The 23,067-nt window shown below is 43.6% G+C and carries 14 protein-coding genes; 2 read left to right on the top strand and 12 right to left on the bottom strand.

Annotation, left to right across the window (positions count from 1 at the left end; translation table 11 throughout):
• Nucleotides 1-423: 423 nt before the first annotated feature.
• The 5 genes from JMX48_RS05095 to JMX48_RS05075 form a co-directional block, all read right to left on the bottom strand.
• The gene (locus tag JMX48_RS05095) at nt 424-2,778 is read right to left on the bottom strand and encodes a hypothetical protein (protein WP_201535098.1); all 2,355 of its coding nucleotides are present in this window, start codon (nt 2,776-2,778) and stop codon (nt 424-426) included.
• On the bottom strand, nt 2,778-4,055 hold the full coding sequence (locus JMX48_RS05090) for a VWA domain-containing protein (protein ID WP_227687904.1): 1,278 nt from the start codon (nt 4,053-4,055) through the stop codon (nt 2,778-2,780). The genes JMX48_RS05095 and JMX48_RS05090 overlap by 1 nt, the downstream gene beginning before the upstream one ends.
• A complete protein-coding gene (locus tag JMX48_RS05085) occupies nt 4,052-6,808 on the bottom strand; it encodes a DUF5682 family protein (RefSeq protein ID WP_201535096.1) in 2,757 nt (918 codons plus the stop codon). Before JMX48_RS05085 ends, JMX48_RS05090 begins: the two co-directional genes overlap by 4 nt.
• Before the next feature lie 142 nt (nt 6,809-6,950).
• Complete coding sequence (locus JMX48_RS05080; protein WP_201535094.1) at nt 6,951-8,102, bottom strand: AAA family ATPase; 1,152 nt, start codon at nt 8,100-8,102, stop codon at nt 6,951-6,953.
• A gap of 244 nt (nt 8,103-8,346) precedes the next feature.
• Nucleotides 8,347-12,192, bottom strand: a complete 3,846-nt coding sequence (locus JMX48_RS05075) for a DUF4132 domain-containing protein (RefSeq protein ID WP_201535091.1) — start codon at nt 12,190-12,192, stop codon at nt 8,347-8,349.
• A gap of 105 nt (nt 12,193-12,297) precedes the next feature.
• On the opposite strand from JMX48_RS05075, the gene JMX48_RS05070 reads away from it, so the two are divergent.
• Nucleotides 12,298-12,528, top strand: a complete 231-nt coding sequence (locus JMX48_RS05070; protein WP_201535089.1) for a hypothetical protein — start codon at nt 12,298-12,300, stop codon at nt 12,526-12,528.
• 33 nt (nt 12,529-12,561) lie between these two features.
• On the opposite strand, the gene JMX48_RS05065 is transcribed toward JMX48_RS05070, so the two are convergent.
• The 7 genes from JMX48_RS05065 to kdpF form a co-directional block, all read right to left on the bottom strand.
• A complete protein-coding gene (locus tag JMX48_RS05065) occupies nt 12,562-13,104 on the bottom strand; it encodes a DUF3124 domain-containing protein (protein WP_201535086.1) in 543 nt (180 codons plus the stop codon).
• A 162-nt stretch (nt 13,105-13,266) separates the two neighbouring features.
• Complete coding sequence (locus JMX48_RS05060; RefSeq protein ID WP_201535084.1) at nt 13,267-13,953, bottom strand: response regulator; 687 nt, start codon at nt 13,951-13,953, stop codon at nt 13,267-13,269.
• A gap of 172 nt (nt 13,954-14,125) precedes the next feature.
• A complete protein-coding gene (locus JMX48_RS05055) occupies nt 14,126-16,816 on the bottom strand; it encodes a DUF4118 domain-containing protein (RefSeq protein ID WP_201535082.1) in 2,691 nt (896 codons plus the stop codon).
• 99 nt (nt 16,817-16,915) lie between these two features.
• Nucleotides 16,916-17,596, bottom strand: a complete 681-nt coding sequence (kdpC, locus tag JMX48_RS05050) for a potassium-transporting ATPase subunit KdpC (protein WP_201535080.1) — start codon at nt 17,594-17,596, stop codon at nt 16,916-16,918.
• 30 nt (nt 17,597-17,626) lie between these two features.
• On the bottom strand, nt 17,627-19,756 hold the full coding sequence (gene kdpB / locus JMX48_RS05045; protein WP_227687903.1) for a potassium-transporting ATPase subunit KdpB: 2,130 nt from the start codon (nt 19,754-19,756) through the stop codon (nt 17,627-17,629).
• A gap of 121 nt (nt 19,757-19,877) precedes the next feature.
• Nucleotides 19,878-21,590 carry a potassium-transporting ATPase subunit KdpA gene (gene kdpA, locus JMX48_RS05040; protein WP_201535079.1) on the bottom strand — a complete coding sequence of 571 codons (1,713 nt, stop codon included), beginning with the start codon at nt 21,588-21,590 and terminating at the stop codon, nt 19,878-19,880.
• Nucleotides 21,590-21,670 carry a K(+)-transporting ATPase subunit F gene (gene kdpF / locus JMX48_RS14235; RefSeq protein WP_193032053.1) on the bottom strand — a complete coding sequence of 27 codons (81 nt, stop codon included), beginning with the start codon at nt 21,668-21,670 and terminating at the stop codon, nt 21,590-21,592. The genes kdpA and kdpF overlap by 1 nt, the downstream gene beginning before the upstream one ends.
• Nucleotides 21,671-22,171: 501 nt before the next feature.
• On the opposite strand from kdpF, the gene JMX48_RS05030 reads away from it, so the two are divergent.
• Nucleotides 22,172-23,056: an XAC2610-related protein gene (locus tag JMX48_RS05030; protein WP_201535075.1), complete on the top strand. Its 885-nt coding sequence runs from the start codon at nt 22,172-22,174 to the stop codon at nt 23,054-23,056.
• Nucleotides 23,057-23,067: the final 11 nt, after the last annotated feature.

The following is a 23,067-nucleotide window of genomic DNA, read 5'->3' as shown; positions in this document are numbered from 1 at the left end:
GCCTTTCTTGCTAGGGCATGTACTCATTTTAAAAATGGTCATAAAAATGAGATAAATTACCGTCAAACGAGGAAAATAGCGCAAATAATATCGAGATATTAATCAGCTATTTGACAATGTTTGGCAAAATTTAACCATTTTTAGCCCATTTAGATACAATCGCTTGAATTGAGGACACGCCCTAAGGAAAAAGCCTAAATTGAATGGGTTATCAACAACAAAATAGCTAACATTATATAGGAAATTCAATGACCCTTTGAGGAGAGATGGGAAAAACCTAGAAATATATCCCGAATCTTATAATCGGGATAGCATCAAAAAAGCTTCTTCATGATGTCAAAGGTTCAAAAAACCCAGTCGAATTAAAAACGTAGCACAAATAAATCAGAATATAGAGTGGATGACTTAGATAAATTCATTTACTCATTGGTTTCGCACGGGCAATTTAAGTGTTGCTTGAGTAGGGTGAGAAAAACTAAATGGCATCTCTGCTTCTAATAAGAGTAACATTTTACATAAGTAAGCGAGTTGCAAGAGGTCGTTGACCTTGATTTTACGGGTATAAAAATGCTCAATACTACTGGCCAATACGCTTAATCCTGCATCTTGCGCTAATTTATGCTGTTGGCGAAGTTGCTTGATTTGCGCTTCAGTAGGTTGCAATCGTCCGCTTGCTGACAAGCTGTCTAATACGCTCAAAATAGGCTCACAAACAAGCTGGCTCAAGGCCAATACTTTAGTATTCTCAATCTCTACTAATCGTCTTTTTTTGCTCATCAGCTTACTGATTTGCCCAGTTAACAACGCTTTCAAGGTGTTTTTCTTGGTAGGCACTTGACTGTAGTCTAAGTGAAATAAATGATCTGACATGATCAAAGTCATTGGATTGATTTCAATGGTATTTTCAGTCATGTTGACTTGAGCGACGATCATTTGAATCAGATAGCTATCGATGCGCTCAAGCTTATCAATGATATCGATGCTCTGCTGCTCATTAGCGTTCCAATTGAGTCGCAAACGAACTTGGTTATTATTTTGATCGGCTAACGACCACCAGACGCATTGTTCGATTTCATCAACCTGCAAACTGCCTATTTTAGTAGGATTTAACACTACAATACCATCGACTGTACCACTGCTCATCAGCTGTTCTAGCCAGCGCTGCTGTAGATGCTGCCAATCCTCAACCGCCAATCCTCGCACGCTGTCAAGATAGCCAGCAAAGTCATCTTTTAATGAAGAATGGTCGAGCACTTTGCTGCCCGTGACTGCAAGCCCGCCATTGTCATTAAATCTAGGATTAGATAAGGTACTGATCTGGTTCATCAGGTTTTGAGACGTGCTGAGCCAAACGGCGTTAAACCATGCGGTTTGTTTATTAAAACTTAAATCCTGCGCTTGTGCTCGAGCTTGGGTAAACTCGACAATCTGGTTTTCATTGGGTTCATAAAAATATAATGTTAAACCGCGTGCTTTGCCTTGACTGAACCACCAACGTGCACCTAACGGCAGCAAACGTAAATCAGCTCGCGTGTCATCGGCGTCATAAGTATGACGTAATTTACCTCGTAGCTTTGGTAGTTCTGTCGCATCACTGTGCTGCAATTGGTACAAATAAGCACTCAGCTCTGCCAGACCAATCAACAGCTGACGCTCGTCAATATGATTATCACCTTTGATAAAGTCATGCATCTGACCACTCAATTGTCGTAGCTGCATGGCCAAACGTGGCAGATTTTGACTACGCGCCAGTGTATTAGCAAGGTGCATACGATTGGCTGAAAAACGCTCTAGCTGCGACAATCCTTGATACAATATTTGTTCAACATCAAATGCGATATCATCTAGCACTATCAACATCACCGCTGATAAACGCTCTAAACTCACGCTGGCTGAATTGGTATTTTCAGATAATGCCTCAACCAACCACTGCCGTATCTTAGCTATGCCTTCTTCTGCGCCATATAATGTTTGTACTACTACTAGCGCCAACCAGTGGTAACTGTCTGCATCACACTCAATTTTGGATAGCATTCCTACGAATCCAGCGCCCAAAATATAACGGATTTCTTCGCTTTGATGTGGCAGATGAATACGGAGACTTTGAGTCTCATCAATCACACTGGCTTGTGACTTGTCAGCATTACTAGCATTATCGGCAGCATTGCTAGAGTCGACTTTACGATCAAAGTCCTCTAAATAATTAATGGCCATCAGCATGGCTTTAAGACGTTTGGCTTTAGGAATAGTTTTGGCAAATTTCTGTAAGTCGTTCAAGCTTAAAGCAAGCACTTCAGCTAGTGCTGTTTTGACGATAGCAGTATTCGCTTTGGTCAAACTTTTATCATTGATCTTAGTGGCTTTGTTTTTACTGATAACACCATCTTTAATCGTCTCTTTTGATTCGATGTTGTTTGGCTTATCATTGTTTAACTCGGTGCTATCAATTGTTGATTGGTCATTCTCTGCCGCAGCGTTCTGTCCTTGAGCAGATTCAGCTAACGATTGCACATACAATACTGAGGCCAAAATATGTTTGCAGGCGCTGACTGATGAACAATCACAACTGGCATTCGTCAAGCCAGTACTCGGCAAGATCACGATTTGTCCATCGCTGTCTAGCACGATTTGCTTGGCATTAGCGACAGAATCGCACTCTTCAATCCGCTCAATTTTATTAGCCGCCACATCTTTTTGAGCACGGCGCAATAGTCCAGCATTGGCGTAAGTGGTCAAGGCACTGTCATCGTAGGCGAGATAAATACTGGCAACGGTCATCAATTTATCACCTCGGCTATCCATTCAGCAAAATGTTCAGGCGTCAGTGCTGCGATTTGCATGCCTTGCTCAGAGAGTTTTTGTGCCATTTGAATATCGTAGACACTATTGGCGCTTTCATCCAAAGCACCAAGCCCAATCAGTTTTACTTGTTGCCCATGCATTCTAGCCACTGAACTCAGCAAATGCGGTACAGAGCCGCCTTCTTCAAAATCACTAATTAAGGCAAAAATCGTGCGAGTGGGTTCTGTTATCAACGTTTCAGCATATTGCACCGCTTTGGCAATGTTGGTGCCACCGCCCAATTGTACTGTCAATAACACCTCTACCGAATCATGTGCCATATGCGATAAATCAACGACATTGGTATCGAACACCAACAGCTTGACTGTCACTGATGGCAAACTAGTCAAGATACTGGCACAAATAGCGCTGTACATCACCGAGCTAAGCATAGAGGCACTCTGATCGACACACAGCACGACCGTCCAAGGCAAATGCCGCTGTACCCGCGCATTAAACACAGGTTCTCGAATAATAATTTTATTCAGATCTTGGTTATAGTGTTTAAGATTAGTCGCTATGGTGCGTCGCCAGTCAAAGTTCTGACTATTGGCAATAAAAGAGCGCCGAAAGCGATTGCGTCTACCATGAATAGCGTTGACAAAATTGGGTCTGAGTTTGGCGACGATGTCATCAACCACTTTTTGAATAATACGGCGGACATTGTCTCTGGTATCTTCACTCAAACGACCACGTAGACTCAGCAAGGTTTTGGCCAGTTGCGGCGTGGGCTCTAGTTGCTCTAATACTTGATCGTTTTTAAGTAAGCTGGTTAATTGATAGCGTTCAAACGCATGATTTTGCACCCGCTCAAAGGTGCTCTTTGGAAACAAATCTTGTGCTTGATTGAGCCAATTGATGGCGGTTAATTGCGAATCGTCAAGCGAACCACCTTGCCCACTGAGGCGACTGCCCGTTTGACCACGCCGCTTCCCTAACATATCGCCGCGATTGTCATATTCTCGATTGTATAAATAATCGAGACTGCGCTCTAAACGCATTTGCTCGTTATTCAACGCCACATCCGACAAGGCTTTATCGCTATAACGCCCTAAAATAAGACGCCAGCGTGCGAGACTGTCACTATTACCATCACTGTCGCTATCGTTGGCAATGTCATTTGTAGTAGCAGATTTAGCATCTTGGGCGTTATTATCTGGCGGCGTTGGTAAATCAGCGGATAAGTCAGTGGGTAAGTTAAAGTCATCCATCATTGGCCACTCCAACCTATCAGTCCGCGTTCAGTCAATACGTGCTCCAACTGCTGGTTCAGTGCCAGCCCTTTTAACATATTGCTTTCACCAATCTGACCTTGGAACTGTGTCACCTCAGTGCTGGAAACGCCATGCAAGGTAGCGACTTGCTGCGCCAGCTCATTCGTCTGCATCGGTTTGAGGGCAGTAAATGCTAAACGCAAATCTGGCAGCAGAGCAATAAAAGTCGCCTTATCCCACTGCGAAACCAGACGATCTAGCATTTGCGTCATCGCTTGGTGGTGCAAAAACAGAGTCGGTACGGCTTCCATCATTCCTGATAAATAAGCCACTGCTTGCTCGGCATGAGCGCCAATGCCAAAATGCAGCTGCAATTGGCCTGAGAGCTGACTTTCATTACTGATATCATCGATAAATGATAGTGCATGCACGGCTCCCAGCAATAAATCAATATCCTGCCAGTCGGGCAATAACCTGTTTAACGTTATATGATATTGGCTGAGCAGATCGCTATCATTCGTGTTATCAGCAGCACGCAAGATAGGATTAATTTGCTTTAATAAGTTTCGCAAACTCAAAATCTGACTTAAAATCCCTCGGACTTGATCGTCATTGGGCGTTCGTAGTTGCGACAATAAAAAAAGACCAGTCACTGGAATTTGAGCAATCAGATCGATTAGCTGTTGATCATCTTGTAATTGTAAAAAGCGCTTACCTGTCCACAAATACATTAGATGTTGACCACAAGCCAGCACCGAACCCAAATCTGGATCATGCGGCAAAATATTTTTAACTTCTTCGAATAAATGGTCCATTTGTTCCGTCAAACCCATCATTGACGCTTGAATCAATAAGCCAATAAGCTGAGCTGAGGACTGATTTTGAGCTTGCTCATCGAAATGATCACGCTGCTTCAATAAACGCTGGATAGCTAACGGGTAAATATCCGAGCCTTCTTCGGACAGCTCGATCAAACGCGCTTCGATTTGCGGCGTCCAAGCGTACGTCCATTCTTCAAATAGCAGATGCAATTGCCCGCCATGTAAAAAATCAGGACCGCTTAAACGTCTGGCAAACCCAACATCCAAAAACGCCAAAAGGTGCAGCAAGCAACTACGTTGGCGATGGCTAGCATTTCGTAAAACGTCGAGTTTGGCAGTTTTGCTCAAAGTATCATCGAGCTTAAAACGATGTGATTTAATTAACTCATAGACCTGCGCTAATAACGGCGGCGTCCGTCCCGTACTGACCACTTGCCCCAGTTGCGAACCACCTAGCTGCTCATGCAGCAACCGATGGAAACTTTGCGTGCCATTGTCGCTACTACCCTTCAAAAAACTACTATAGCAAGCGTCCATGACATCAAAACGCCCAATCAATCGATGCCCGCGCAATTCAGCCAAACGAATGGCTTGCTCGCTGGCAGTTTTGACGGTAATAAAATTACTAAGACTGATTTTTTCACTACGCAATTGCTGAGAAAAATCGCTGAGAAAGTCAATAACTAGGCGGTGACGAGCTTGGCTTTCGCTTTCTGTATCTACATCACTATTATTAGGCTCAGCGCTGTTATCAAGCTTAGGGCTATCGTCAAGATCAGAGCTGTTATTAAATGCCAGTCTTTGCTGCCAACACTTTTGATAAAAAGCCGGCGATGGCATGCCTGACGCATAACCATTTAACGCATCCAATCTATCAAAGCTATAGCGAATCAACCATGACTCATCAGGGCTAGTCTTGATGGCATAAGCAGGCCGATTAATTTCGGCGTTGACTTTATTTTTGACGGCTTTTATAGCTTTTTTATTCGACTGTTCGATTAATTGCTCATGCAATAATTCAATCAACGCTAACGTATGAAAGCCACCAGTCACCACCACGATTTTGGCGGTATCCGTTGTAGCATTTTTAGAGATTGATTGCTTACTTTTAGTATCGCTGCTTTTAGGATTAGCGCCTTCATCGCGACGAAAGTGATAGCGAGCCACGATACATTTGACCATGTACTGCTCACGTACCAATGCGCTTTCCGACTCTAGCACGTCCTGCTCATAATCCAAACGTGACATGGCGCACCAGACCAATACTTTATAAAAAAACGCATGCCACTCTCGTAATTTGAGTGTTGAATCTAGCTCAAATAGATGCTCCCAAACTTCATCATGATCTCGGCAATGCAACTTGTCCGCCAGTGCTTTTATGTACTGACTGTGCGCGAGATAGCGCTCTTGCTGTAAACTCTGCGTCTCCCATGTTTGCTCAGAATTTACTCGTTCACGATGCTCAACTTGTTGTGACCATGGCAAATCAATACATTCGACATGTAGCGACTTACCTAAGAAATTTGTACTTTTAAAACGCAGCGCTACCCATTCAGGCGAATAATCACAAAAAGGAAAATAAGCAGAATACATTCGCTTGTCTCCTTTTTTTTCTTTATTGTCTTTGTCCTCTTCAAAACTGGTTTCAGACCCTTGCTCACTATCGTTGAAAATGGTAATTGCTTGGGTTTGGCAAAGAACTGCTAAAGGTGGCTTATTATCGGGATGCTGTAAATCGATGAGTAAATCATTAAAACTGGCGGGCGCTTCGATGAGAATATCAGCAGGTTGTAGCTGGCTAAGTGCTTGCTGGGTAGCATAAGCACAGGCAGGACTGTGATGGCGAACGGGCAATAAAGTAATGCCCAAATCATTGAGCGCCTTGAGCTGAGCCAGAGCGGTAATAAGACGTGGCGGTAACCGATTTTCCATAACTAAAAACACGCCTTGTTCTAAAGTTAGATTTTAATTAACAAGATTGATTAATTACTGAAGCAAATTGATTAATTATTGCTAGCAATTATTAGCAAAATTATTTTCAACAAAAGCTATTTTCAATAGAGATTATCGACCATCACTGCCAAAAGCGTTTGCCTTCTTCATAAAACGCTTTCCATGTTTTGTCTTTTTTCGCGCGCTCTTTTGCGACGTTATCCATATAAAAACGGATGCGCTTTATATCATCGGGATTGTCCTTTAGCACGACACCGATAATCTGCTTGGCAACCGCATTAGCTGACAACGATTTGTCGCCCAAATAGTACCCTTCTAATGCCGAAGCGTAGGCCACATTGAACGCTTCTGCTGATGACATGACCGCATCAGGGGTTTTGATGTTAGTACCCGATTGGGTTTGACCTTGACGCAGCTCTTGAAAGACCGTGACCAATAGATCGACGACATCCTCATTAATCGTAATCTCACTACTGATATCAGCGCCAAGATCACCAAGCTCAGTGCGTAATTGTTTCAGTATTAATGACTTCTCAAAGGCCGGATCGCTAATAGGATTTACCGTCTCAAAGTTGAAGCGGCGCTTTAATGCTGATGACACTTCGTGCACGCCTTTATCACGCAAGTTGGCGGTCGCAATAATGTTAAAACCTGCCTGCGCAAATAGCCGACCTGAGTCACCAAATTCGGGAATCATCATGGTTTTCTCTGACATCATCGATACGAGTACATCCTGAATCTCTGGCGGACAGCGAGTAATTTCCTCAAGCCTGACTATCTTGCCCTGCTCCATGGCTTGATACAGCGGTGACGGCACTAGTGATTTAGTATTAGCACCTTCTGCGAGTAATAGCGCGTAATTCCAAGAGTACTTCAGATGATCCTCGGTAGTGCCCGCCGACCCTTGCACCATCAAACCAGAATCGCCCGATATCGCTGCGCTCAACAGCTCGGACAGCATAGATTTGGCCGTACCCGGCTCACCGACCAGCATCAATCCTTGTTTGCCTAATAAAGTCACAATGCAGCGATCCGCTAAAGCATCGTCGCCATAAAACTTACGGCTGATATCCAAAGCGTCATCGCCCAAGATAAATTTACGCACCGCTTTTGGGGAGCGAATCCAGCCTGCTGGTTTTAGATTATTTTCAGTGACATCATACTGAATCAACCGCGCCAATTCGTCAGCATAACGGTGTTCAGCTGATTGTTTGAGAACATTATTACCCTCGTTACCGCTGTTATCAGTATTATTATCAGTAGCAGTGCTCATTGTTTATCCTTGATCAAAAAGCTGTCGTCTATTATTTATAATATAGATAATCGATTATAAAAAGGATATAGCGTCGCTGGTATTTATTTTTTGCAGCCTCTGTCAGCGTAGACACAGCAAGCCAAAAAAATTCATACCAGTTGCGCGGCAAAAATCCATCTTATCTATTTTATTTAGTATCGACTATTATGGTTTATAATAAAAATCAGTGGTTTATGATAAAAATCAGTCATCTCATCCACCGCTACCAAGGGGTTTTCTTTTCCCAATCAGCATCGAAGCCGCCCGTGGCATCAGCGACGGTTTTGTACTCGGCATAGCTTTCGGCTAATAGGATAGGATTGACGTCCGTTAAGGCAACATAGTCCGTATTCCATGAATAGGATTGCTTGGTTTCAAAGCCCAATTCGTATAGCACCGCTGGAATGTTTTCTTCAGGCACATAGCTGCCGCTAAACACAATGACTGCTGATAAGCCTAAGCTGTCGTAGTTCTTATAATAGCGATCAAAGGAGCCGCCATCCTCAATACTAGCGCGCTTATAACCCATTTTGGTTAGCAGTCCACGCAGCGTAAAAGTATCCGTCAAATAGCCTTTGAATTCATCGATTTGATCTTGCTCTTTTTTGAATGCTGGTAGCGCGTGATCAAATTGAGTAAATTTACCAAATAGCGACTTAACCTCATAATCTGTTAGGTGCTCGCGCCACTGATCGCACTCCTCAGCAGTGAGCAACACGCCATGCGCCAACTTAATATAACTGTCAGCTTGCAAGCTGATTTCATCATCATTAAAGTCCAACAAGCTGCCATCATCACTTGGACGGAACGACACTATTTGCTTGCCCTCACCACCCTGCTTGCCATCAACTTCGATCCATATCAAATGAGTAATCAGACGCTTCATAATAGGATGGGCGTATAGATACTCTTGCCAGTCGCTACTCATCCAAAGTCGCTCGCTACACATGGCTTCATACAAGCGCGTGGTCTGAGAGTCAACGACTTGTTTGAACTCCTTTTTGCTATTACTAAACAAGGTTTTAGCTTCTTTGATAATAGCGGCATCATCATTCTGTCTGGCTGCTGGTAGTGATTTGATGACTTTGCCCGTCTCGTTCTTTAATACAAACTTGTCTTTGTCATCGACATAGGCGCTTAGCGTACGCGTGTCATAATCGATGGTTAAAATGCCATTTTCATCGAGCCCAGCGGTAGGAATTGTTCGATCGGCAAGCTCATCGGCAGTCCAATTATTACGCTCAGCTATCGTACCCACTAGCTGCTTGGCCAAGTCTTGAATGGAGCTGGTGCGATAGCGACGTGACAGTCCGAGTAACAGCTGAATAATTAGAGGGTCATCACTTATGGCAAATACGGTGAGCATCGCAGTGATTTGAGAGGTGCGCCGATAGTGATTTTTCATGTAATCTTGCAAGATATTGACTGCCGTGCTGCCTTCTGCCCGATAAGTAAGCGCGAGCATGCCTTTGCTTTTGATGGCTGAACCCAAATAAATAGCCAGCTGTTCTTTTTTAATCTCTTCAACCATTTCATGCAGAGTGACATTGGCGTACCGAGCAGCCCAGCTGTCAGGGTCTTTTTGGCCATAGCGCTTATAGTAATCTTGGTATTGAGAAAGCCGTGCAGGTGCTTCAGCGTTAGCAATTTCCATTGCTTGCGCGAGGGTTGGATTGAGTGTGTCTTCGCTGATAAAGCTCTGTAATAGGAATAGTGACAAGCGGCGTTGGCTCTTGTTATCGAGTAGCCCTAAATAGCGTTGCAATAGACCATTCGGTGTCGGGTCTTTGAGTTTTTCGGCCAACACTACCCACCATTGAATAATTTTGGGATTGACGGTTTTGCCATTTTGCCACTGCACTGCTGGCAGACTGTCCGATTTGAACCACTCAAAGCTTTTTAAGACCTTTCCCCTTAGCCCCTTTTCAGCATCTTTTAATAAGGCGGTCGGTGACAGATATTTACTGATGTCTTCACCCATGCTCTCAAGCGCCGTCAATATACTGGCGATGACAATCTCTTTTTTCTCTTTTTTGAGCAAATCATACAACGCTTTTAATACTTCAGCTTTATGACTATCATCTCGTTCGTTAAGACGTGCCAGCCACTCCACTGCCGTCACTCGTATGGCTTGCTTGCCATTGGCCAGTGCTTCGATAGCACGCTGATGAATATCGGGTAAATGAGACAGTAGCTCTTGTGCATCATGACGCAAGCGTTTATTTTCGCCTAAGGCTAGCTCTAATATTTTAGGGATAAACTGTTTGGGAATTTGTGGAAAAGTAGCCAAAATACTAATGGCTTTACTGGGTTCAAACTCACGCCAGCGACTTTCGCTTTTATTGGGTAGTAATCCTAAAGCCTCAGATATGTAGTCCAGATGCTCCATAAAGAAAGGGACGATCTGCTCGGACTTATTGATATATTTAAGTAATAAAGGCGACCATGTGTTTTCTAGATATTCCTCAGCGATGCCACGATTTGGATTTTCAATTTGGCAGTCTTTGAGCACTTGCGCGTACTGGCGTAGCTCTATAGTCGCTAGATTCTCAGGTTTGATGTAATTCTCTAGCTGATAATTTCTGACTGAACCGCCACTTTTTGCCAATCGAACAGCGTGATGCAAACCAAATTCTGGTAAGTTTTTTAATCGATTCTTATAACCACACAGCTCAATCATATTGCCATTATCAAGACTGCTTATTTTACCTTTACCATTAAGTGCATCAATCAGCTTGTGACCATACTGCTCAGGTTTGAGCTTTTTCCACTCGTTATAGTTTTTTTGTGACCACGTATATTTATAATCAGAGGTTTTGTTTTGCTCAGTCTCTTGCTCGGCAGCGAGCTGTTTTTTCTCGAGCAGCTCTGCATAATTTTGCGCCAGTATGTCCACACAACTATACGGAATATCCTGGCTGACTATAGCCTCAAAGTCGCTCACTACGTACTCTACTTCCGCCAATTGCGCGACACTGTCTAATCGACTGAGCGCCGATTCTAGTGCTTGAATCACCGATTTCTGCTTTTCATTGGCTAACGCTTGCTCTAATATTTTGCGACTCTCAGCGCTATTATCATCACCATCAACGCCTTGCTGTGCCCCTTGTCTGGCGATAATATCGGCGATTTCGCGACGTTGTTTGGTATTGCCATTGGTCAATAACTCGATCAGATGAGGTTTGATTTGTGCTTGCTCAAACAGACTGATTTTGGCCAGTGCCAACTCGCGCACTGTTTTGCTAGTGCTAGTGGCTAAGGTGGCGACTAGATAGGGACATTGCTTGATAAAATCAGGATGATACTTGGCAAAACTGTCTATAAATTGCTCTTGCCCTTTGGCTGATAAGGCAGGAATCAGCTCATCTAACACGGCTTTGTGCTGTTGCAACAACGCTATCATGTCTGGAAATTGATAAAGCAGATGTAAGTTATCACTATAATAACTGTCCACTTCTTTACGCTCAAAGATTTGTACCAGCAATACATGATAGGCATCACTGTCATTTTTATTTTGCTCATCGGCTTTCAAAACGTCGAATAAATGTGCATGTGACCAATTATTACGATGCTTGATGTCACTTTTGTTATTTCTTTCAAGTGAGGTACTCAGTCCATCAGCGATGAGATAAGTGAACCATTCGGGACTCAGTGGTGATAGCACTTTATAATTTTTGAGTTGGGTGACAGCAGCCAAAAACTTACCATAACGGATAATTTGCTCAGGACTCATGGCTTTGAAAATTCGTTGATAAAACTTATCTCTCATTTTAATGCTTTTGGCAATTTGCTTATCTTCTTTATCAGTGGACCGGTAACTTCCCCAGTGATAGCCGATAGTGCCTGGGAAACTCATCAATACCCCAGCCTTGTCATCGCTGCGATTTTGTAATTCTAATAATATATTGGGATCGTCCGCATTGAAGATATAATCCATAATACGTTTGGGATAACTGTCATCAACGTTTGCTAATGGCGCAAGAATTGCGGTGAGTTGCTCTACGGCCAGCTTATCCTCCTTGCTACCTAAGTGAGTCATAGATTTTATTTTTTCAAACAAGCCTTTCATAAGTATTCCTTTGCTTATTTTTGTTGGTCAATTTTATATTAATAAGATTATAAGCATGATTAAAGCGTTTGAAAACTATATTATTAACTTAAATAGCGTACGTAAATGAGTGACGGTTTTTTTGTTAATAAAACACTCCGAAAACGCTACGGTACTGCTGCTATCAGTTTTTTGCCGCCTCTGTCTGCGCAGGCACAGCAAGCAAGATTGATAGCAGCAGTGCGTGATGTATCGATATTACTTTTCACTGACTATAGTCGAATGCAAATAATTTCGATACAAGGAAGCCGCGCACAGATAGTACAATTAGTACATCAAGCGGGGGTGACGATGTAGCGGATTTATAAAGATTTGACTATATGGTTTTTATCAATGCACCACTGGCGTAGCTTGGGTGTTAAAAGCAAAAGCTTTATTACTGAAATTACCGATCATCACCGCCTCAATCACTGGTCTAACCGTCTCATCCATACCTTCAACTTCAATGATAAAGTCAGCACCTGGACCACCTCTACTTTCTTCTTTTTCAACGATGTAATTGAGGGTTGCCATAGGCGGCAGCTTAATGGCGTCCTTGATATATGACTTTATCAGCTCCCCATCGGTACCGTAATAATCGATTTTATTGATATACAGTGATTTTTTTAATGTGGTGTTGCGAATACTCAAAGTCGCTGATAGCAAGACTTTTTGATTGTAACTATCAATATAAATGTCTGAATAGATGGGCACATAAAAGGTTTCTTTATAATTTAATTGACGAGAATCGACCGCCGAGGTTACTTCAAGCTCTGTAATAGGATCTTTATTATCTGCTGAAAATACTATGTTTGGATCTGTGCTTGATTCATCACAACCTGATAACAACATCAATGTCGCTATGGAGATGGTGGATATACTGAGCTTGTTCATAGCACTCCCCTTTATCAATTTAATCCATGATTCTTCATACAGATAGTATGAGTAACTTTTTCTTTATATACTTTTTTCTTTAGATACTTTCCCTTTAGATATTTTATTTTTGCATCCTGTTAGGGCCTTTTCTAATTATAAAGCTGAACCTATTATTTATTATCAGTCCTTGGGAATGTGTAGCTTATAACCGACGCCGATTTCGGTTAAAAAATAGTTAGGCCGAGAAGGATTGTCTTCTAGTTTTTGGCGTAAATTTGACATAAATATACGGACATAATGTTCTTGGTGGTTATGACCTTTACCCCAAACTTCATTGAGCAATTGTTTATGGGTTAGTACTTTTTCTGCATAACGGATCAGTACGGTCAGTAAACGGTATTCAATAGGCGTTAAATGGACATCTTCGCCATTTTTTTTGACTTGTCTCTGCACAAGATCAATGCTGATATTGCCAAGCTCTATCTGACTGGGGGTTTCGTAACCCACCTGCCAACGGCGCATATGAGCATTAACACGAGCAATTAATTCGCCCATGCTAAATGGTTTTACTAGATAATCATCCGCACCTAAATTTAGCGCTTTAATCTTATCTTGTTCATCACTACGAGCTGACAACACTAGAATAGGTAATGATGACCACGTCCTAATATCTGCAATAACATCGCATCCATCACCGTCAGGCAAACCTAGATCTAGTATGAGTAAATCAGGACGACGAGTCGCTGCTTCGATTAAGCCCCTATGCGAGCTATCAGCCGTAAAAACTTGATACCCTTCTTGCTCCATAGCTGTTTTGATAAATCGCGTAATATGGGCTTCATCTTCAATGATTAGTATGGTCTTCATAAGTGTGCTATTCGCTATTTGTATTAACCCTATGATATATCACTTATCGTGCTAAGTTAGCCAAATGTATTTGAGATACTGACGTTATCATTTTTCTGGTTTCACGCCTCGACCAACCTTTGGACTGCTTGCTCTAAAACTGATGGCTCTAAAACTGATTGCTCTAAAGTTGTCACTCACTCAACAAATCCTGTTCAGGCAAAGGTTGCCAAGAAAGCGTGATGATAAATTGTGCACCATGAGGTTGTACGTTGTTAGCACTTAGCGTGCCGCCCAGATGCTCCACTAAATCTTTACTCAAAGCTAAACCTAAGCCTAAACCCGTTGTGCTACTTTCCGAATTTCCTCGAGTAAAGCGCTCGAATATTTTCGTCTCCATACCCACAGGCAACCCCTTTCCTGTGTCTGTCACCGTTATCAGATACTGATTATTATCCAGCATTGCTTTGATACAAATACAGGCAGTGTCTGGCGTGTAATTGATGGCATTGGTGAGCAAGTTGTTTAAAATACGTGACAAAATCAATTCGTCGGTATAAATAAAGTCAATATTATGAGGAATATCTATTTCTATCTGGCGCTCTTTTAAATAGTGCTCAAGCTGACGAATATTACTGCCAACGATTTCCTCTAGGCTCACCCATTGCTTGTTTAGTTTCATGCCGCCAGACTGGAGCGATACGTAATCTAAAATATTAATCACCAAACGCTGAATAACGTTTGCTTGCTGCTCAATATCAACGGCCAGTTGCCTTTGCTCACTCACCGTTAAAGTTTGGGTGGCAAGAGAAGACGCTAAACCAGATAATACCGTTATTGGCGTTCGAATATCATGAGACAGTGCCGACAATAGTGTCCCGCGAAGCCGTTCTGACTCTACTTTTATGAGCGCAGTTTGAGCCACTTTTGCATAATATACCCGCTCTAAAGCGAGCGTTATTTGAGCAATAGCCACATCGAGGGTTCGCTGTTGTTCAGGTTGATTGAAACTCTCACTATCTGTCGGCATCAGTGCTAAGACACCGAGCACCTGAGTTGATGTGGCGAGCGCTCGATAGTGCATCTTATTAGCGGTAAGCGTATGAGTGCCTAAGCCAGCGCTTTCATTGTGATCAAATACCCATCGGGTCACAACCCAGTTGAACTCTGCAGGAATCCTACCATCAGTCATAACGACCATTTTATTATGCGTATCTGGCATTACTATGATTGCAGTACTAGCAATGTGCTGCGTTAGCCATGCGGCAGCTTGACTGATAATTTTATCGTTTTTACGAGCAGCACTGAGGTTTTGTGCCAGATAGCTCATCGATATCGCCTGCTGTTCACGTTTACGGGCAGCTTGTGCCTGAAATCGTAGTCCAACCGCGAGGTTATTGATGATTAAAGAGACGATAAGCATGACAGCAAAGGTGACTAAGTATTGGACATCACTGACATTAAACGACAGCTTAGGTTCAACGAAAAATAAATCAAAGCTTAATACGCTCAAAAACGCAGCCAATATGCCAGGCGCGCGTCCAAAGCGTACTGAGATAAAAACAATCACTAATAAGTAGAGCATGACGACGTTGGCTAAATCAAACCAGCGTGTGAGCGCCACTAAGGTAACGGTCACTAACCCGCATCCCAACACTGCCATGAGATAGCCATTACGGTTATCGACCGATGACAATTCTGCCATATTCCAAGACGGTAGCTGACGATTCTTGGTGATTTTGCTTAACTTCTTCGTTTGATTGACCAATATCAAATCTAAATTAACGTCTTGTTGTGAGATGCGCCTCACTAACGATTGACCCCAGTGATACGGTTTTGACTGATTTTGTCCAATAATAATCCGGCCGATATTGAATTGATGGGCATAGCTGGTCAAACCCTCTGCCACGGTAATAGCACTAATAATTTCAGTTTTTGCACCCAAATCATCTGCTAAACGTAGTGCCTCCAAGACTTTTTGCTTATTATTCACCGAACGATTCAACCCCCGCGGTGTATCGACATGCACCACATACCACTGTGAATGTAAACTGCTAGCCAGCCTAGCAGCATGGCGAATGAGGCGCTCACTGTGCGCGCCCGTACTGATTCCTACTAATAACTGATCGGCGGTATTCCAAATGGGTGAGATTCGAGCTTGGTTGCGGTAATCTTGCATATCGGCATCGACTAAGTCTGCGGTTCGGCGTAATGCCAGCTCCCGCAGTGCGATTAAATTACCTTTACGAAAGAAATTGTTGATAGCATGTTTGGCTTGGCTGGGAATGTATACTTTACCTTCGTGAAGACGCGCTAATAATTCATCTGCTGGCAAATCAACCAATAGCACTTCATTTGCCTGATCAAAAAACCAATCAGGCAAGGTTTCTTGAACCACCACACCCGTAATTTGATTGACGACATCATTTAAGCTCTCTAAATGCTGAACGTTTAGGGTCGTGTAAACACTGATACCTGCTTTTAGTAATTCCTCAACATCGTGCCAACGTTTGGGGTGGAGAGACCCTGAGACGTTGCTATGCGCAAGCTCATCAACCAGCAAGATATCTGGATGACTGGCTAGAGCGGCATCGATATCAAACTCTTGGAGCATCTGTCCACGATATTCAATCTCGCGTAGCGGCAGAACGGATAGCCCTTCTACCAGCGCGGCGGTCTCACTGCGTCCATGAGTTTCTACAATACCAACCAACACAGTAAGTCCATGCGTTTGTGCTTGGTGCGCAGAGGTCAGCATGTCATACGTTTTGCCAACCCCAGCCGACGCTCCAAAAAATATTTTTAACTTACCTCTATTCACCGCATGCTCTTGCTGCTTGATTTGCTGCAATAACGCTTCTGGGCTAGGGCGGTTAGTATTCATAATGACCTTCGATAGCGCTTAGATAGCTCTTAAATAAGAATAATTTAAATAAAGCGGCGTCTTTTAGTGAATCCAGTTGTTTTTATTAACACTACTGCCCTATTTAATGGAGCTCGTAGAGATGCTGTCTAATGCTAAGTTCACTGCTAACACGTTGACACGCGGCTCTCCAAGGATATTAAACTGCTTACTGTCAGTATTATCATCGATCGCTTTTTGTACTTGCTCAACGCTTATTCCGCGTACACGTGCCACTCTATTTGCTTGCCACTGCGCCGCTGCAGGTGAGATATGTGGGTCCAAGCCACTGCCCGACATCGTCACCAAATCAAGCGGAATGGGCGCTTTATTCTGTGGATCAGCCGCCTTAAGCTTTTGTACTTGCGCCTCAACACTGCTGGCAAGCTCAGGGTTTAAAGGTCCCAAATTACTACCTGATGATTGGGTAGCATCATAACCGTCACCCGCAGCAGAAGGCCTTGTCCATAGATACTGTGGTTGGTCAAACGCTTGACCGATAAGTGCAGAGCCAACCAGTTGTCCCTCTTTTTCTATTAAGCTACCATTTGCCTGATTGGGCATCGCAACTTGCCCAACGCCTGTCATCAATAATGGATAGCATAACCCTAAAATGATACTTAATAATATAAATAGCAATATAGCAGGTTTGAGCATCGGCATATGAGCAGCAGCGTTATCTAATGCGTTGCTGGTATCTGTTGCATCTTGCGATGACAGCTCAACATTAGCGTTCGTATCTGGTTGAGAATGAGTATACATAGTGATATTCCTTATGAATGATTAGACCAATTACAATACGTTAATGAGCATATCGATAAGCTTGATACCTACAAACGGTAGCAACAGTCCGCCCAATCCATATATCAATAGATTTCGGCGCAATAAGTTAATAGCAGAGTCTGGACGATATTTGACCCCTCGTAGCGCTAATGGAATGAGAAATACGATGATTAAGGCATTGAAGATAACTGCTGATAGAATTGCGCTTTTTGGGCTGCCCAAATGCATAATATTTAACACGTTCAACGCAGGATAAGTACCCGCAAAGGCCGCTGGAATAATCGCAAAATATTTAGCAACGTCATTGGCCAAGCTAAAAGTCGTCAGCGCGCCACGGGTCATCAGCATTTGCTTACCGGTTTGCACCACCTCAATGAGCTTGGTCGGATTTGAGTCCAAGTCCACCATATTTGCGGCTTCTTTGGCCGCTTGAGTACCACTATTCATAGCGACGGCAACATCAGCTTGAGCAAGTGCTGGCGCGTCATTGGTACCATCACCAGTCATTGCGACTAGTTTACCTTGGCGCTGGTAACTACGAATCAGCTCAAGCTTTTGCTCTGGTGTGGCCTCCGCCATAAAGTCATCAACGCCCGCTTCAGCCGCGATAGCAGCAGCGGTCAAAGGGTTGTCACCCGTAATCATGACAGTAGTAATACCGATTTTGCGCAATTCAGCAAAGCGTTCTTTGATACCGGATTTGACCACGTCTTTGAGCTCAATGACGCCTAATATTTGCTGACCATCCGCAACCAGCAGTGGTGTACTGCCACGGCGAGCCACCTCCTCTACTTGTTGTTCTAGATTACTGGGCTGCGTACCGCCTTGCTCTGTCACCCATTTTACAATGGCGTCATAAGCGCCCTTACGGATACGGCGTTGCTCAATATCGGTACCACTCATTCGAGTTTGCGCGGTGAATTCGATGGTTTCAAACGGCTTTGATTTCCAGACATTTTCATCGATATCAAAACGGCTTTGCGCCAGTTTAACGATACTACGACCTTCGGGCGTTTCATCAGTCAGCGAGCTAATCAAGGCCACTTCAGCCAGCAAGTGCTCGTTAATACCGTTCGATGGCAGAAATAACGACGCTTGACGGTTACCATAGGTAATGGTGCCCGTTTTATCCAGCAATAACACATCGACGTCGCCCGCCGCTTCTACCGCCCGTCCAGAGGTCGCAATCACATTGGCTTGCATCATACGGCTCATGCCTGCTACGCCAATAGCGGATAATAAACCGCCAATCGTTGTTGGGATCAGGCAGACCAGTAATGCCACTAAAATGACAATAGAGATGGGTTCGCCTTGACCTGATGCGAGCACCGCAAACTGAGAGAATGGCAACAGAGTGACGCACACCATTAAAAATATCAGGGTTAATGCAATAAGCAAAATAGTCAGGGCAATCTCATTGGGCGTTTTGGTACGTTTAGCGCCTTCTACCAAGGCAATCATTCTATCCAAAAATCCTTGTCCCGGCGCTTGGGTGATACGAATCACCAGCCAGTCAGACAAGACTTTAGTACCGCCAGTGACTGCGTTAAAATCGCCACCGCTTTCACGAATGACGGGCGCGGATTCACCAGTAATGGCGGACTCATCGACTGAGGCAAGCCCTTCTATCACCTCACCATCCGCTGGAATGATTTCTCCCATTTGTACCAAAACAATATCATCTTGATTAAGCTCAGTCGCCTGCACCATAGTAGCGGCGGAGAGTCGGTCGCTACCAGCAAGCTTACGAGCTTGCACATCTTGACGCGCCTGCTTGAGGCTCGATGCTTGCGCTTTACTGCGACCTTCTGCTAACGCTTCAGCAAAGTTTGCAAACAATAAGGTAAACCAAAGCCAAAACGTAATGGCTAAAGTAAAGCCGACTCCAGACTGTCCCTGAATCATCATGTTAATGGCTAATATGGTCGTCAACCATGAGCCGATATAAACGACGAACATCACCGGATTGCGCCACTGGACGCGAGGATCCAGCTTGAGTAGTGCTGATTTTAGCGCCGGTTTAATCAGTGCCGGATCTAACAAACCTTGTGCAGGCTTTTCGGGTAAACCAGACTCATCAGGCGCTTGTTGAGGCGGTACATCTAGTGCTTTATTATTAGAATCTATTGAAACATTCATGGTCTTTATTCCTAACATAATCATAAAAAAGGGGGCAATTCACCACTAAAAAGGCAAGTGCTTATTTATCAAATCTGTCAACTTTGGCAAATTTGCTAAAGTCTAGACAAATAGCCAGCGGCTAACCTTTCATCATCCATATATGCTCTACAATAGGCCCAAGCGCTAAAGCAGGAATGAAAGTCAATGCGCCAATCATCAGCACAGTGCCGACTAATAGACCCACAAATAATGGCGTGGTCGTCGGTAAAGTACCGCTATTGACTTCAAGTCTTGGTTTTTTGGCCAACGATCCTGCCAAAGCCAGTACTGGAATGATGACCCCAAAGCGCCCTACTAGCATCGCAAGCCCAAGCATGACGTTATAAAAGACCGAATTGGCCCCCAATCCTGCAAAAGCAGAGCCATTATTATTGGCAGCAGAGCTAAAGGCATACAGCACTTCACTAAAACCATGGGAACTAGGATTAAAAATACCTGCCTGACCGCTACTGGTCATAACACTAATCGCCGTTCCCATTAGCACCATAGTGGGCGCTGCGAGTAAGGCGATCACTACCATTTTCATCTCAAACGGTTCAATCTTTTTACCGAGATATTCTGGTGTCCGCCCAATCATAAGTCCTGATACGAATACCGCCAATATTGCAAATAACAACATGCCATAAAGCCCTGCGCCAACACCGCCAAATACCACTTCACCCAACTGCATCTGCAACATCAGACCAAAGCCGCCCATGGGCGTAAATGAATCATGCATCGCATTTACCGCACCGCACGATGCCGCCGTGGTAATGGTGGCAAATAACGATGAGGCCACAATACCAAAGCGCACTTCTTTACCTTCCATATTGCCACTGACATCCGCAGCCGTTAGCCCTGACACTTGTGACGTTAACCAAGGATTTCCAGCAAGCTCGCTGCTCACGGTTAATGAATACATACCGACGAACAATATGGTCATGGCTGCTAATATCGCCACCCCTTGCTTCAGCTTGCCGCTCATCTTACCGAGACAAAAACACAGTGAAGTAGGAATAAGAAAAATAGCGAGCATCTGAATAAAATTAGAAAAAGGCGTTGGGTTTTCAAACGGGTGGGCAGAGTTAGCGTTAAAAAAACCACCGCCGTTAGTACCCAACATTTTAATCGCTTCTTGTGACGCGACTGGCCCCAGCGCAATAGTTTGGGTGTCACCTTGTAGGGTTTGTACATCCATATAGGTCGATAAAGTTTGTACAACGCCTTGGCTCATCAATAACAGCGCGATGATGGTCGCTATGGGCAATAGGATATAAATATTACAGCGCCATAAATCGACCCACGCATTGCCAAGGTGAGCACTTTTCTTAAATACCAAGCCACGCATCAAGGCAAAAGCGACAGCAATACCCGTTGCTGCTGACAAAAAGTTCTGTAGCGACATACCAAGCATTTGCGTGAGATAGCTCATCGTGCTCTCACCGCCATAAGCTTGCCAGTTAGTATTCGTCATAAAACTGATGGCCGTGTTCATGGCCAAATCCCAAGTGACTCCGCTCATCGCTTGCGGATTGAGCGGTAGATTGCCTTGCATGAGTTGCAAGATAAATAGCGCCAAAAAGCCAATGATATTGAACAAAACAATAGCCCATGAATACTGCTGCCAATTCATCCCAGACGCCATATTGCCTTTGGCATCTCGTCCAAGCATGCCAAGCGCTGTAAAACCGCGAGATTCAAGACGAGATATCGGCGCTTGCATACGCTGCATAATATAACCGGATAAAAAATACCCCAGAATAAATAAAACGAGTAGATAAATAATTAACTGAGACAATGCCTGAACAGTCATTAGAATGCCTCCGGTTTAATCAGTACGTATAGTAAATAGACAAATAAACCTAGAGCAATAAACCCTGCAAACACTTCCATGGCACTCTCCAAAATCAATAATAACGGTCAGTTAATGAATGGCTGCAAGATTACTAAGACCTTACTGCACATTGAATAATGTCATTAGTATGCTGGGAGAGGTATAAAAGTGTTATCAAGATGCGGAGGTAGGATATAAAGAAAATATAAAGATGAGCGTCGGCTAATAGATAGACAGATTTTGAGGCGATGTATAGTCACAACACAATAAAAGCACGACCGTACTGCTGGAATGGATTTTTCGAAGCCTCTGTCTGCAACGGCACAGCAAGTGAGGAAAATTTATACCAGTAGTATCTGACGATTGATGTATCGATGTAACTTTTCACCGACTGTCTCTCATAATCCAGCATGTCTCTAAGAGGTATTCGAGGCCAACTGTATTAACAATAAATGCTAAGCGGCGCCAATCAGATAGCGCTATAATAAAAATGCAGCCAAGGAAGGTGAGCACGACGTGTGGAAATCGTTCAATCGATAAATAAGATAAGGAGATAGGCGATGTTTGAGCTTCAATCAAGATGCCAAGACATAACGTTGAAACGCTATTTCAGCTACTTAATACTGCCACTATTAGTCGTTAGTACATTGCCTAGTACACAAGCAGCGACCCCTACAAAGACCAGTTCTACCAGCACATCTGCTAGTAAAAAACCTGTCAAACTCATCACAGACGTCACCACTTATGCTGAGCGTGATTGGCGCTCAGACGATGGAAAATTCTTATTGACGATATACTCAGGGGTATGGAATCCGCATGGCACTTTATTTTATTTAAACAAAGACGACGGCGTTTCGGTCGAAGGCTTTCAAAAAGGCTTGAATATCACCTTGAAATCATATGATGCAGAGATTGGTTTAGAAGCACCACCAGAATATGCCATCGATGGTATGCTAAATTTGCGCAATAATACCTTGGTAGCAACCGTCACTCATTATCCAGAGGGCGAAGCGACTTCTCGAAAAACCACCTTTACCCCAGCAATTCCTGTCAAAACTTACCCGCAGTTTACTTTTAAATATTATGGCGTTGACAATGACCGTTGGTATCGCTCTACGATTACCCGAGTGGATGTGATTAATAAAGATACCAAGCAAGTAGTGCAGCAGTTAACGGGGTTTGAAGCAAGTGCGTATAGTACCCGATACGTGGATATGAACTATGACGGCTATTTTGATCTGGTGTTGAACACCGCAGAAGGCGACCACAGTGAAAAATATATTTACTGGCTTTATGATCCAGCAAGCAAAAAGTTTGTGCGTAATAAAACGTTGGAATCGGTGTTAGGCTATGCGAGCCGTTATCCGCATAAGAAGCTAGCACGCTTCAAGGACGACACGCTTAAACGAGTCAATGGTCAATGGAAAAAAGTACCTTGCTGCTAGGCAAGTTAGAG

The sequence above is a fragment of the Psychrobacter immobilis genome (genome assembly GCF_904846225.1).
Lineage (GTDB): Bacteria > Pseudomonadota > Gammaproteobacteria > Pseudomonadales > Moraxellaceae > Psychrobacter > Psychrobacter immobilis_F.
This window is presented reverse-complemented; position numbering and strand designations above follow the sequence as displayed.